We start from the raw sequence: 12,601 nt of genomic DNA, 5'->3' as shown, positions 1-12,601 counted from the left end.
GGCTCCCAGGGGCTGGGACGAGGGTGCGGGCGCGGCGGGTGAGAGCGAGCGGGTGCGGTTGTACGTGTCCGCGAGGTGTGGTGCTAGGGGGCTTCTGATGGATCTCCGTGGGAGAAGGAGCGGCGTCGTGGGGGCACCTCCCGGTCGAGCGGAGCCGAGACTGGGGGAGCGTGCTCTCGGCGTGCCGGGCGGAAGCCCTCGTACTGGATGTACTTGGGCTTTCGCCCGGTGCGGCGAGTGGGGGCACCTCCCACGCCCTTGAGGCAGTGGGGGAGGCGTGCCGGGCGTCGCGACGCCGCGGAGATCCATCAGAAGCCCCCTAGGGGCGGACCGTGCGTGGGCCCGTGACCTCCGCGCCCAACTCGGTCACCCGGCGGCGCAGTTCACGGTCGGCCGTGACCACCAGGCGTGGGCGGTCCGCGGCCTCGGCGGTCACTTCCACGATGCGGTCGTCGCCGCTGCCGGGCGCCTCGTCGACCCGTACGCCCGGGACGGAGGCGATGCCGCGAGCGCCTCCCTCGACCACGAGGACCAGCTCCAGGGGGCCCGGGTGCCCCGGCAGCCCGTCGGTGGCGTACGGGACGAGCAGGTCCCGCAGGCGTTCCGCGGCGCCCCGCCGGTCGCGCCACCAGCCGTCGGGCACGGACCCGACCACATTGGCGGCGTCGACGATCACGAGCAGCGGGGCGTCCATGTGGCCAGGGTCCCACGGAGGGGGATCACACGACCCGATTAGAGTGGGGGAGTGTCAATGGTCCGTACAGTGAACGGTGACTGGCTCATACGCGGCCGGGACGGCAGACTCGGCGCCTACGCTCCGCGTGAGGAAGCGGTGTGGTGCTGGGCCGAGCAGCACCCGGGCGGCGCCTGGTCGGCGCCCCGTACGGTCGGCGGCGACCAGCGTGTCCACCCCGCGCTCGCCGTGGGGCAGGGAACCGACGGTTACGCCCATCTGGTGTCCTGGCGTCCCACCGGCGGGCAGGAGTCGGGGCTCGTCCACGCCACGCACTTCCGGCCCCATCTCGCGGCCCTCGACTGGAATCCCCTCGGGCATCCCAACAAGAAGGGCGAGGCGACCGGCGTACCGGCCGTCACGGTCGACGCGCAGGGCCGCGCCCATGTCTTCGTACCCAACAGGGGCGGCGGCGTCAGTATGCGCGGCCAGAAGGAACGCGGCGGGTGGGGTCCGTGGCGCGACCTCAAGGGCCGTGAGGTCGAGGGCGAACTGGCCGCCGTGACCCGGGCGTCCGGGCTCGTCGAGCTGTACGCGGCCTCGCCCGCGGGCATCCTGCGCTGGACCCAGCTGGGCCCCGGCCACATCCCCGCGCTCGACGAGGAGCCGCTCAAGGTGGCGGCGCGGCCCGGCACGTTGCGGGCGCTCACCACCTCCGAAGAGCACGTGACCCTCTTCTTCACGGACGAGACGGACACGGTGTGCGCGTGGCGGGCCGGCAGTGAGCCCGTGGCGCTCCTCACCTGTGCCGGGCCGGGGCCGGTGTCCGCGATCCGCTGCACGCTCGACGGGGTCGACTGCACGTTGCTCGCCCAGCGGTCGCTGAGCGGTCGGATCGCCTTCGCCGCCTATCCGACCGAGCAGGAGTCGGCGGGGGCCTGGTGGACCGAGTCGGGGCCTCAGCTGCCCGCGGACGTCCAGCTGTCGCTGGCCCATGACCACGAGGGTCGCGTCACGGCCGCCACCCTCCAGCCGTCCACCGGCCGGCTCCTGCTGACCCGCCGCAAGGAGGAGCCGGGTTTGGCCCTGGAGGCCTGGCACACCATTTGATCGCCCCCGCCGCCCCTACCCATTCCCGTCCCCTGGGGCTCTGCCCCAGACCCCGTGGGGTTTGTTGTCGGGTGCGGGCCGGTGGGGGCTTGTCGCGCAGTTCCCCGCGCCCCTAAAGACCCTAGGGGCGCGGGGAACTGCGCAATCTTTTACGGGGGTTCGGGGGCGGGGCCCCTGAGTCAGTGACGGGAATGGGTAGGGGCGGCGGGGGCGAAGAACGTCAGGTGCCCCGCACGCCGGGCAGGCGTACGGGGCACCGACAAGCGCAGCGCAGCGGCTACGCAGGGACGCTCGCCACACCCCGCGCCAGGAACGGCTTGCCGTTGACCCGCTCGGAGACACCCTCACGGTCCAGGTAGGGCGTGATCCCACCCAGGTGGAAGGGCCAGCCGGCGCCCGTGATGAGGCACAGGTCGACATCCTGGGCCTCGGCCACGACACCCTCGTCGAGCATGAGCCCGATCTCCTGGGCAACGGCGTCGAGGACGCGCTCGCGCACCTGCTCCTCGGTCAGCACCACATCGCCCTGCTTCAGCAGAGCGGCGACCTCCGGGTCCAGCTCCGGCTTTCCGGAGTCGTACACGTAGAAGCCACGCTTGCCCGCCTTGACGACGGCCGCGAGGTTCGAGGAGACGGTGAACCGCTCGGGGAAGGCCCGGTTCAGCGTCTCCGAGACGTGCAGACCGATCGCCGGACCGACCAGCTCCAGGAGTACGAGCGGAGACATCGGCAGACCCAGCGGCTCCACCGCCTTCTCCGCGACCGCGACCGGCGTGCCCTCGTCAATGACGTTCTGGATCTCGCCCATGAAGCGCGTGAGGATGCGGTTCACGACGAACGCCGGGGCGTCCTTCACCAGAACCGCGGTCTTCTTCAGCTTCTTGGCGACGGCGAAGGCCGTGGCCAGGGAGGCGTCGTCCGTCGCCTCGCCCCGCACGATCTCCAGGAGCGGCAGGATCGCGACCGGGTTGAAGAAGTGGAAGCCGACGACCCGCTCGGGGTTCTTCAGCTTCGACGCCATCTCGGAGACGGACAGCGAGGACGTGTTGGTGGCGAGGATCGCGTGCGCCGGGGCGACCGCCTCGACCTCCGCGAACACCTGCTGCTTGACGCCGATCTCCTCGAAGACGGCCTCGATGATGAAGTCGGCGTCGGAGAAGCCCTCCGCCTTGTCCAGCACACCGGTGACCAGGGCCTTGAGGCGGTTGGCCTTGTCCTGGTTGATACGGGACTTCAGCAGCAGCTTGTCGATCTCGGCGTGGACGTAGCCCACACCCTTGTCTACGCGCTCCTGGTCGATGTCGGTCAGCACGACCGGCACCTCCAGGCGCCGCAGGAAGAGCAGGGCGAGCTGCGAGGCCATCAGACCGGCGCCCACGACGCCCACCTTGGTGACCGGACGGGCGAGGTTCTTGTCCGGGGCACCCGCGGGACGCTTGCCGCGCTTCTGCACGAGGTTGAACGCGTAGATGCCGGCGCGCAGTTCGCCACCCATGATCAGGTCGGCGAGGGCCACGTCCTCGGCGTCATAACCCTGCTGCAGGTCACCGTTCTTTGCCGCGGCGATGATGTCCAGCGCGCGGTACGCGGCCGGGGCAGCCCCGTGCACCTTGCTGTCCGCGACGAAGCGGCCCTTGGCGACGGCCTGGTCCCAGGCCTCGCCGCGGTCGACGGCCGGACGCTCGACCTTGACGTCACCCTTGAGGACCTGAGCCGTCCAGATCAGCGACTGCTCCAGGAAGTCCGCACCCTCGAAGAGGGCATCGGCGATTCCGAGGTCGAAGACCTGCTGGCCCTTGAGCTGCTTGTTCTGGTTGAGCGAGTTCTCGATGATCACGCTCACCGCACGCTCGGCGCCGATGAGGTTCGGGAGCAGCGTGCAGCCGCCCCAGCCCGGGACCAGGCCCAGGAACACCTCGGGGAGCGAGAAGGCCGGCAGGGCCTTCGAGACGGTCCGGTAGGTGCAGTGCAGACCGACCTCGACACCGCCGCCCATGGCCGCGCCGTTGTAGTACGCGAAGGTCGGGACCGAGAGGGCCGCGAGACGCTTGAAGACCTCGTGGCCGCCCTTGCCGATGGCCAGCGCGTCCTTGTGGTCCTTCAGGAGCTCGACGCCCTTGAGGTCCGCGCCGACCGCGAAGATGAACGGCTTGCCGGTGACACCGACGCCGATGATCTCGCCGGCCGCTGCCTCCTTCTCGACCTGGTCGATCGCGGCGTCGAGGTTCGCCAGCGAGGCCGGGCCGAAAGTGGTCGGCTTGGTGTGGTCGAGGCCGTTGTCGAGCGTGATGAGCGCGAAGCGCCCGGCGCCGAACGGCAGGTCGAGGTGGCGTACGTGCGCCGACGTCACGACCTCGTCGGGGAACAGCTCGGCCGCGCCCTTCAGGAGTTCAGTGGTGCTCACTTGTCGCCTCCGGCGTCCTTGTGGTGCGGGTTCTCCCAGATCACCGTGGCGCCCATGCCGAAGCCGACGCACATGGTGGTGAGGCCGTAACGGACCTCCGGCTGCTCCTCGAACTGGCGGGCCAGCTGCGTCATCAGCCGGACGCCGGAGGAGGCCAGCGGGTGGCCGTACGCGATGGCGCCGCCGTACTGGTTGACGCGCGCGTCGTCGTCGGCGATGCCGTAGTGGTCGAGGAACGCGAGGACCTGGATGGCGAAGGCCTCGTTGATCTCGAAGAGGTTGATGTCCTCGATGGAGAGACCGGCCTTGGCGAGGGCCTTCTCCGTGGCCGGGATCGGGCCGTAGCCCATCACCTCGGGCTCGACGCCCACGAAGGCGTACGAGACCAGGCGCATCTTGACCGGCAGGTCGTGCTCGCGGGCGAAGTCCTCGGACGCGATGATCGACGCGGTGGCGCCGTCGTTCAGACCGGCCGCGTTACCGGCGGTGACCCGCCCGTGCACACGGAACGGCGTCTTCAGACCGGCCAGGTTCTCCAGCGTCGTGCCCGGACGCATCGGCTCGTCGGCGGTGACCAGGCCCCAGCCCGTCTCACCGGCCTCCGCGTTCGTACGGCGTACGGAGATCGGGACCAGGTCGGCCTGGATCTTGCCGTTCGCGTAGGCCTTGGCCGCCTTCTCCTGCGAGCGCACGGCGTACTCGTCGGTGCGCTGCTTGGTGATGTGCGGGTAGCGGTCGTGCAGGTTCTCGGCGGTCATGCCCATGAACAGGGCGGACTCGTCCACCAGCTTCTCGCTGACGAACCGCGGGTTCGGGTCCACGCCCTCGCCCATGGGGTGGCGGCCCATGTGCTCGACACCACCGGCGATGACGGCGTCGTACGCGCCGAACGCGATGGAGCCGGCGGTCGAGGTGACCGCCGTCAGCGCACCGGCACACATGCGGTCGATCGAGTAGCCGGGCACGGACTGCGGCAGCCCGGCCAGGATTCCGGCCGTGCGGCCCAGCGTCAGGCCCTGGTCGCCGATCTGCGTGGTCGCGGCGATGGCGACCTCGTCGATCTTCTTCGGGTCGAGACCGGGGTTGCGGCGCAGCAGCTCCCGGATCGCCTTCACGACGAGGTCGTCGGCACGGGTCTCGTGGTAGATGCCCTTCGGGCCCGCCTTGCCGAACGGGGTGCGGACGCCGTCGACGAAGACGACGTCCCTGACGGTACGAGGCACGATGGCTCTCCTCCAGATGCGGGATTGCACTACTGCGCGACACACACGCCCTGAGCGCGCGCTCACCTCCCATGCTACTTGCGGGTAACCACCCTGCCCAGCCCCACGGCGGGGAGCGGCGAAGGTCACATGTCTTTCCGTGTCCTCGGGGGCTGGTTGCGTGACATCTGCGGGTGCGTCGTGGCTTGTCGCGCAGTTCCCCGCGCCCCTAAAAGCGGGGCTGCGCCCCTGCTTTTGTCTTTGGGGGCGCGAGGAACTGCGCGCTCGACCACAGGCGACCCGCACCCGACCGATCACGCCGACCCTCACCCACCCAGGGGCGCGGGGAACTGCGCGACCAGCCACGACGCACCCGCACTCGCCCCGCGTACGGGGACCGCTACCGCGGCGGCGCCGTGGACCCCCGAGGGGTCAGCACGGGTGTAGGCACCGGATGCGACCCCCCACCCTCCGCCCCCGTGACGACGTCGAACAACGTCCGAGCCACCTCCGCCCCGAATCCATGCACGTCATGGCTCATGGCAGACAACGTGGGATGCGTCAGCCGGCACAGCTGGGAGTCGTCCCAGGCGAGCAGCGAGACATCACCAGGCACGCTCAGCCCCATCTCCGCAGCCACCGACAACCCCGCCACCGCCATGATGTCGTTGTCGTACACGATCGCCGTAGGCCGGTCGCCAACCGCGGCGGTCAGCAGCGACCGGGTCGCCCTCGCCCCCGCGTCCCCCGAGAAATCCGTGGCCACCTGCTGGGCCCCGGCCAGCTCAAGGACCCGCGCCGCCTCGTCGAACGCCGCCGTACGGATCGCGGTGTGCCCGAGCGCGGCCGCGCCGCCGACCCGGGCGACCCGCCGATGCCCGAGCGCCGCGAGATACCGCACGGCCTCGGTGACGGCGGTCGCGTCGTCGGTCCACACGGAGGTGAGGCCGCCGGTGAGCGAGGGATGACCGACGGCCACGACGGGCATGCCGAGCCGCTCGACGGCGGGCACACGCGGATCGTCGGCCCGGAAGTCGACCAGGATCGACCCGCTGATCTGCTTGCCCCGCCACCAGGAGTCTTGAAGCCCGACCTCCTCCTCCACCGTGCGCACGAGCCGCAGCAGCAGGGAGCAGGAGTGCTCGGTCAGCACGCTCTCCACGCCCGAGATGAACTCCATGTAGAACGGTTCGAGCCCGAGCAGCTTCGCCGGCCGGCAGATGGCGAGGCCGATCACGTCGACCCGCCGCTTGGAGAGCGACCGGGCGGCGAGGTTCGGCGCCCAGCCCAGTTCGCGCGCCGCCTCGAAGATCCGGTCCCGGGTCGCGTCGGACAGCCCCGGCTTCTGGTTGAAGGCGAGCGACACGGCCCCCTTGGACACGCCGGCACGGGCCGCGACGTCCTTGATCGTGACGCGGGGTGGTGTCGTCATCGTGCGGGCTCCACGCAGTACAGGGCGGATCGTGCGGTCTCCGCGTCCAGATCGTCCAGAGTCTCCCAGCCGCGCACACCGATGGTCACCCGTTCCCCGGGGAGCAGGGTCACCAGTCCCCGGTCGGCCAATGCGCGTGGGTCCAGCCGGTCGGCCTGCAGCAGCAGATCCCGTACGAGCGTATGGGCCGTGACGGTCACCTGGCCGCTGCCCGGAGAGACCGAGACGTCGAACCGCGGCCGGGGGTACGGGATTTCACGGTCCGGCACCGGAAAGTACAGCGCCCGCAGCGCGCCCCCGCCTTCATCTCCATCCGGGCCCAGGTCCGCGTCCGCCACCAGGAACTCCTTGGGCCCGGCGGGCTCCAGCTCCCTCGGTACACGCACATCGATGACGGCGCGCGCCCCGGCGCCGAACCCCACACTCACCTCGGCCACGACACCGCCCTCCACCGACATCCGACGCAACGTCAGACGGCCCTTCCAGGGCTCGGCGGCCTGGTTGATCACCGCCAACACCAGCCGCTCACCCCGTGGTTGGAGTGTGAGCAGCCGATCCGCGTACAGCCTCTTGAGCTCGTGGTAGAGCGGTTTCTCGCGGCCGTCGCCGTCGATCGCCGCCCAGGAGGTCACCGGCCAGCAGTCGTTGAGCTGCCAGACGATCGTGCCCGCGCACACCGGCCAGTGGGAGCGCCAGTGCTCGATCCCGGCGGCGACGGCACGTGCCTGGTTGACCTGGGTGAGGTAGTGCCACCGGTCGAATTCGCCCTCGGAGAAGCCCTGTTCGGGCACGGGGAAGTGCCGGGCGAGCCCGCGCAACAGCTTTCCGTTGCCGTCGTCGGCCTTCTGGTGGTGCAGCATGCCGGGGGAGTCGGGCGCGAGTTCCTCGTCGGGCAGGGCGCGCCGAAGCGTGGCGTACGCGGGCGGTGCCTGCCAGCCGAACTCGGCCACGAAACGCGGGACATGGAGCCGGTAGTCCGCGTAGTCCTCCCGGTTCCACACCTCCCACGAGTGGTGCGTGCCGTGCGCCGGGTCGTTCGGGTGGCGGTCCCAGGAACCGGACCAGGGGCTGCCCGGCGTGTACGGCCGCGTCGGGTCCAACTCGGCGACGACACGCGGCAGTAGACCGAGGTAGTAGCCCTCGCCCCACGAGTCCCCGGCCAGCCGCCGCTCCCAGCCCCAGTCCTTGAAGCCCCACAGGTTCTCGTTGTTGCCGTTCCACAGCACGAGCGAGGGGTGCGGCATCAGCCGTACGACGTTCTCGCGCGCCTCGGCCTCCACCTCGCCCCGCAGCGGCTGTTCCTCGGGATAGGCGGCGCAGGCGAACGGGAAGTCCTGCCAGACCAGCAGGCCCAACTCGTCGCAGGCGTCGTAGAAGTCCTCGCTCTCGTAGATGCCGCCGCCCCAGACGCGTACGAGATCCACGCCCGCGTCGGCCGCCTGGGTCAGCCGGGTGCGGTACCGCTCGCGGGTGATCCGGGACGGGAGGACGTCGTCCGGGATCCAGTTGACGCCCCGGGCGAAGAGCCGCTCGCCGTTCACGACGAGGGTGAAGCCCGACCCGTGCTCGTCGGCCCCACGGTCCAGCTCGACACTCCTGAAGCCGATCCGGCGCCGCCAGATGTCCAGCAGCCCCTCGTGGCTGAGCCACAACTCGACGTCGTACAGGGGCTGTTCGCCGTATCCGCGCGGCCACCACAGGTCGACGTCCGGCACTTCGAGGCGTACGACCCCGCTGGTGCCGTCGATCGTCGCCTCCGCCCGGACGCCGCCGATCCTCGCGCCCAGGGTGAGCCCCGCCTCGACCCTGGTCCGTTCGACATCGACGTACAACTCGACGCGCCCCACGCCCTGTTCGACCGTCACGACCGGGCGCACCCGGGCGATCCGTGCCGTCGACCAGTGCTCCAGACGGACCCGCTTCCAGATGCCGGCCGTCACCAGTGTCGGCCCCCAGTCCCAGCCGAAGGAGCAGGCCATCTTGCGGATGTACTGGAACGGCTCGGGATAGGCGTTCGGCCGCTCGCCGAGCCGTCCGCGCACCGCCTCCGCCTCGCCGTAGGCCGAGCGGAAGTTCACCGAGAGCCGGCCGCCGAGCCCCGTGATGTCGAAGCGGTGCGAGCGGTGCATGTTCCGTACGGAGCCCAGGAGTCGGCCGTCGAGCCGGATCTCCGCCGCGGTGTCGAGGCCGTCGAAGACGAGGTCCGTCTGCTCGTGCCCGCCCGGGATCGGGGTGAGCGTCGTCTCGTACGTCCAGTCGCGCCGCCCCACCCACGCCACGTCGGTCTCGTTCCGCCCCAGGAACGGGTCCGGGATGATCCCCGCCGCCAGCAGATCCGTGTGCACACAGCCCGGCACCGTGGCGGGGAGCGCGGCCCCGTCGTGCCGCAGGATCCATCCCTCGTCGATCGGTGTGACGTCCAGCATGCGCACTCCTAAACCGGTATAGGCCATTGCTGACCAGGTCTGGTACACACTCGTGAATCGTTGGCCGAAATAGGGACTTTACCGGTTTAGTGACGGCTGCCAGAGTGCGGAACCAGCCATCCCACTCGTGCTCATCCGTCCCTGAACGGAGCTGGTGCAAATGAACCGCCGCACGAAACTCGCCGGAAGTGTCCTCGCCGCCGCACTGCTGGCCGCGGGCTGTACCGGAAGCGGAGGCACGTCGAAGGGCGCGGACGCCAAGGCCCCCGTCGACCCGGACAAGGTGACCGGAACGATCACGGTCCTCACGCACCGGACCGACCTGGTGCAGGACGGCACGATGAAGAAGTACGCCGCCGAGTTCAACAAGACCTATCCGAAGGTCGAGGTCGAGTTCGACGCCCTCACGGACTACGAGGGCGAGGTCAAGATCCGGATGAACACCGAGAACTACGGCGATGTGCTGATGATCCCCGCCGTGATCAAGAAGAACGACTACCCCAGGTTCTTCGCCTCCCTCGGCACCGAGACCGAGCGCGCGAAGAAGTACCTGTTCACCGACTTCACCACGGTCGACGGCAAGGTCTACGGGCAGAGCCCGATGGGAGCGCTCCCCGGCTTCCTCTACAACAAGCGGGTCTGGAAGGAGGCCGGGATCACCGACTGGCCCACCACACCGGCCCAGTTCGTCGACGGACTTAAGGCGGTCAAGGCCAAGACCGACGCGATCCCGTACTACACGAACTTCAAGGACATGTGGCCGCTGACGCAGTGGACGTACGTCGACGGCGCGGTCAGCTGTGACCCGCAGGCGACGTCCAGGCTCGCCGCGGGCGACCCGTGGGCCGAGGGCGAGGACCTGCGTATCGGCGACACCATGCTGTACGACATCGTGCGCGGCGGACTGATCGAGAAGGACCCGACGACCACCAACTGGGAAGCGTCCAAGCCCAAGTTGGCCAAGGGCGACATCGCCACGATGTGGCTCGGCTCCTGGGCGATCACCCAGTTCCAGGCGGCCGCGAAGCAGGCCGGCGCGAACCCGGACGACATCGGCTTCATGCCCTTCCCCGCCCAGAAGGACGGGAAGTACTGCGCCACCATGTCGCCGGACTACAACCAGGCCGTCAACGTCAACTCGGACCACAAGGAGGCGGCCCGCGCCTGGATCGACTGGTTCACCGACAGGTCCGGCTACGCGGCCGACAACCTGACCCTCTCCCCGGTCAAGGGCGCCCCGCTGCCCGAGGTGCTGCAGCCGTACGAGGACGCGGGCGTGAAGCTCATCGAGCTGGACGACGCCAAGGGCGCGGCGGTCAAGGAGATCGACAACCAGTCCGAGGTCGGCATCTACAAGCCCGACTACCGCCAGGACCTCGTCGACCTGGCCCGCGGCGCCAGGAAGGGGAGCCTCGGCGACTTCCTGGGCGACCTGGGCAGGCGCTGGGAAGAGGCTCGGAAGTCCTCGGGGTCCTGATGACGGACACCACCGAGAAGGCGGCGCGGCCGAAGGAGGCCGCGTCCGCAGCCCGCACGGCACCCGCCCAGGCCCCACGCCGTCTGCGCCTGAGGCGCGGTCTCACCCCGTGGCTCTTCCTCGCCGCCCCGCTGGTCCTGCTGATCACGTTCACGTACGCGCCGGTCGCCAACATGGTCGCGTACAGCTTCACCGACTGGGACGGAGTCAGCCCCGAACTCAGCTACACGGGCGCCGACAACTACGTCGAACTCTTCACCCGTCCCGAGCTGTTCGAGGTCTTCTTCGTCAGCGGCTACTACCTGGCCGCGTCCGTGATCCAGATAGTGGCCGCGCTCTACTTCGCGACGGTCCTCAGCTTCAACGTGCGCTTCCGGAACTTCTTCAAGGGCATCCTCTTCTTCCCGTACCTGATCAACGGGGTCGCGATCGGGTTCGTCTTCCTCTACTTCTTCCAGGACGGCGGCACGCTCGACTCGGTGCTGAGCCTCTTCGGTGTCCACTCCGACCGCGCCTGGCTGGGCACCCCGGTCTCCGCGAACGTCTCGCTGGCAGGCGTCTCCGTCTGGCGCTACATGGGCCTGAACTTCGTCCTGTTCCTCGGCGCCATCCAGTCCATCCCGGGAGAGCTGTACGAGGCCGCCGAACTGGACGGGGCGAACCGCTGGCACCAGTTCCGGTACATCATCGCGCCCGGCATCAGGCCCGTACTCAGCCTGACCGTCATCCTCTCCATCTCCGGCTCGCTGTCGGCCTTCGAGGTGCCGTTCATCATGACCGGCGGCGCGACCGGCACCGAGACCTTCGTGATCCAGACGGTGAAGCTGGCCTTCCAGTTCAACAAGACGGGGCTCGCCTCGGCGGCCGCGGTCGTGCTGCTGCTGATCATCCTGGCGGTGACCTGGGTGCAGCGACGCCTGGTCCCGGACGACAAGGTGGACCTCGTATGAGCCGCGGAGGAATGACCCGCAGAGGCGTGACCCGCGGGGGTGTGGCCCGGACTCTCACCTACCTGTCACTGGCCGTCGCGAGCGTGGTCGTCCTGCTCCCGCTCCTCGTCGTCCTCCTCACCTCCCTCAAGTCCGAGAAGGAGATGGCGAACGACAGCGGGGCGCTCCAACTCCCGGACGACCTGCTGAACTTCGACAACTACGTGACGGCGTTCCAGGACGGCCGGATGCTCTCCGCGTTCGGGAACACCGCGTTCATCCTGCTGTTCTCCGTCACCGGCACGGTGATCATCGGGTCGATGGCGGCGTACGCGATCGACCGCTACACCTTCCGCTTCAGAAAGCTGGTCGTCGCGCTCTTCCTGGTCGCCACGCTCGTACCCGGCGTGACCACCCAGGTGGCGACCTTCCAGATCGTCGACAGCTTCGGGATGTTCGACAGCCGCTGGGCACCGATCGTGCTCTACATGGGCACGGACATCGTCTCGATCTACATCTTCCTGCAGTTCGTCCGGTCGATCCCGGTCTCCCTCGACGAGTCCGCCCGGCTCGACGGCGCGAGCGCCTTCACGATCTACCGGAAGATCATCCTGCCGCTGCTGAAGCCCGCGATCGCGACGGTGGTCATCGTCAAGGGGATCACCGTCTACAACGACTTCTACATCCCGTTCCTCTACATGCCGTCCGAGGATCTTGGCGTGATCTCAACGTCCCTGTTCCGCTTCAAGGGCCCCTTTGGAGCCCACTGGGAGACGATCGCGGCAGGAGCGATCCTCGTGATCCTGCCGACCCTGATCGTCTTCCTGTTCCTGCAGCGCTACATCTACAACGGCTTCACGAGGGGTGCGACGAAGTAGCCCCGAAAGGGGCGCGGGGAACTGCGCGACCAGCCACAACGGGCCCGCAGCCGCCATGAGTCCGAACCAC

Annotated in this window: 9 protein-coding genes; 4 read left to right on the top strand and 5 right to left on the bottom strand. The window is 69.3% G+C overall.

Annotated elements, in window-relative coordinates:
• Positions 1–319: 319 nt before the first annotated feature.
• Complete coding sequence (locus tag ACIBEI_RS32770) at positions 320–694, bottom strand: NTP pyrophosphohydrolase (protein WP_360764116.1); 375 nt, start codon at positions 692–694, stop codon at positions 320–322.
• A 69-nt stretch (positions 695–763) separates the two neighbouring features.
• Between ACIBEI_RS32770 and ACIBEI_RS32765 the strand changes: the two genes are divergently transcribed.
• Positions 764–1,783 (top strand): hypothetical protein, encoded by a 1,020-nt coding sequence (locus tag ACIBEI_RS32765; protein WP_398893921.1) that lies wholly within the window; start codon positions 764–766, stop codon positions 1,781–1,783.
• A gap of 277 nt (positions 1,784–2,060) precedes the next feature.
• Here the strand turns inward: ACIBEI_RS32765 and ACIBEI_RS32760 are convergent, their stop codons facing one another.
• The 4 genes from ACIBEI_RS32760 to ACIBEI_RS32745 all read right to left on the bottom strand — a co-directional run bounded on the left by ACIBEI_RS32760 (position 2,061) and on the right by ACIBEI_RS32745 (position 9,247).
• Positions 2,061–4,187 (bottom strand): 3-hydroxyacyl-CoA dehydrogenase NAD-binding domain-containing protein, encoded by a 2,127-nt coding sequence (locus tag ACIBEI_RS32760; protein WP_398893826.1) that lies wholly within the window; start codon positions 4,185–4,187, stop codon positions 2,061–2,063.
• The gene (locus ACIBEI_RS32755) at positions 4,184–5,410 is read right to left on the bottom strand and encodes a thiolase family protein (protein ID WP_398490706.1); all 1,227 of its coding nucleotides are present in this window, start codon (positions 5,408–5,410) and stop codon (positions 4,184–4,186) included. Before ACIBEI_RS32755 ends, ACIBEI_RS32760 begins: the two co-directional genes overlap by 4 nt.
• A gap of 379 nt (positions 5,411–5,789) precedes the next feature.
• The gene (locus tag ACIBEI_RS32750; protein WP_398893825.1) at positions 5,790–6,821 is read right to left on the bottom strand and encodes a LacI family DNA-binding transcriptional regulator; all 1,032 of its coding nucleotides are present in this window, start codon (positions 6,819–6,821) and stop codon (positions 5,790–5,792) included.
• On the bottom strand, positions 6,818–9,247 hold the full coding sequence (locus ACIBEI_RS32745; RefSeq protein WP_398893824.1) for a glycoside hydrolase family 2 protein: 2,430 nt from the start codon (positions 9,245–9,247) through the stop codon (positions 6,818–6,820). The genes ACIBEI_RS32750 and ACIBEI_RS32745 overlap by 4 nt, the downstream gene beginning before the upstream one ends.
• Before the next feature lie 160 nt (positions 9,248–9,407).
• Between ACIBEI_RS32745 and ACIBEI_RS32740 the strand changes: the two genes are divergently transcribed.
• From ACIBEI_RS32740 to ACIBEI_RS32730, 3 genes are read left to right on the top strand one after another with little or no spacing between them, the layout of a single operon-like run.
• A complete protein-coding gene (locus tag ACIBEI_RS32740; RefSeq protein WP_398893823.1) occupies positions 9,408–10,724 on the top strand; it encodes an ABC transporter substrate-binding protein in 1,317 nt (438 codons plus the stop codon).
• Positions 10,724–11,674 carry a carbohydrate ABC transporter permease gene (locus tag ACIBEI_RS32735; protein WP_398893822.1) on the top strand — a complete coding sequence of 317 codons (951 nt, stop codon included), beginning with the start codon at positions 10,724–10,726 and terminating at the stop codon, positions 11,672–11,674. The genes ACIBEI_RS32740 and ACIBEI_RS32735 overlap by 1 nt, the downstream gene beginning before the upstream one ends.
• Positions 11,671–12,531 carry a carbohydrate ABC transporter permease gene (locus tag ACIBEI_RS32730; RefSeq protein ID WP_398893821.1) on the top strand — a complete coding sequence of 287 codons (861 nt, stop codon included), beginning with the start codon at positions 11,671–11,673 and terminating at the stop codon, positions 12,529–12,531. Before ACIBEI_RS32735 ends, ACIBEI_RS32730 begins: the two co-directional genes overlap by 4 nt.
• The last annotated feature ends 70 nt before the right edge of the window (positions 12,532–12,601 follow it).

The sequence above is a fragment of the Streptomyces sp. NPDC050988 genome, assembly GCF_044456225.1.
Taxonomy (GTDB): Bacteria; Actinomycetota; Actinomycetes; order Streptomycetales; family Streptomycetaceae; genus Streptomyces.
Note: the sequence above shows the minus strand (reverse complement) of the source record. Positions and strands in the feature narration are given on the sequence as shown.

Bases quoted from the DNA above. Each gene is read 5' to 3' on its own strand.
- ACIBEI_RS32770 (WP_360764116.1), bottom strand. From the start codon at position 694: ATGGACGCCCCGCTGCTCGTGATCGTCGACGCCGCCAATGTGGTCGGG.
- ACIBEI_RS32750 (WP_398893825.1), bottom strand. From the start codon at position 6,821: ATGACGACACCACCCCGCGTCACGATCAAGGACGTCGCGGCCCGTGCC.
- ACIBEI_RS32745 (WP_398893824.1), bottom strand. From the start codon at position 9,247: ATGCTGGACGTCACACCGATCGACGAGGGATGGATCCTGCGGCACGAC.
- ACIBEI_RS32740 (WP_398893823.1), top strand. From the start codon at position 9,408: ATGAACCGCCGCACGAAACTCGCCGGAAGTGTCCTCGCCGCCGCACTG.
- ACIBEI_RS32735 (WP_398893822.1), top strand. From the start codon at position 10,724: ATGACGGACACCACCGAGAAGGCGGCGCGGCCGAAGGAGGCCGCGTCC.
- ACIBEI_RS32730 (WP_398893821.1), top strand. From the start codon at position 11,671: ATGAGCCGCGGAGGAATGACCCGCAGAGGCGTGACCCGCGGGGGTGTG.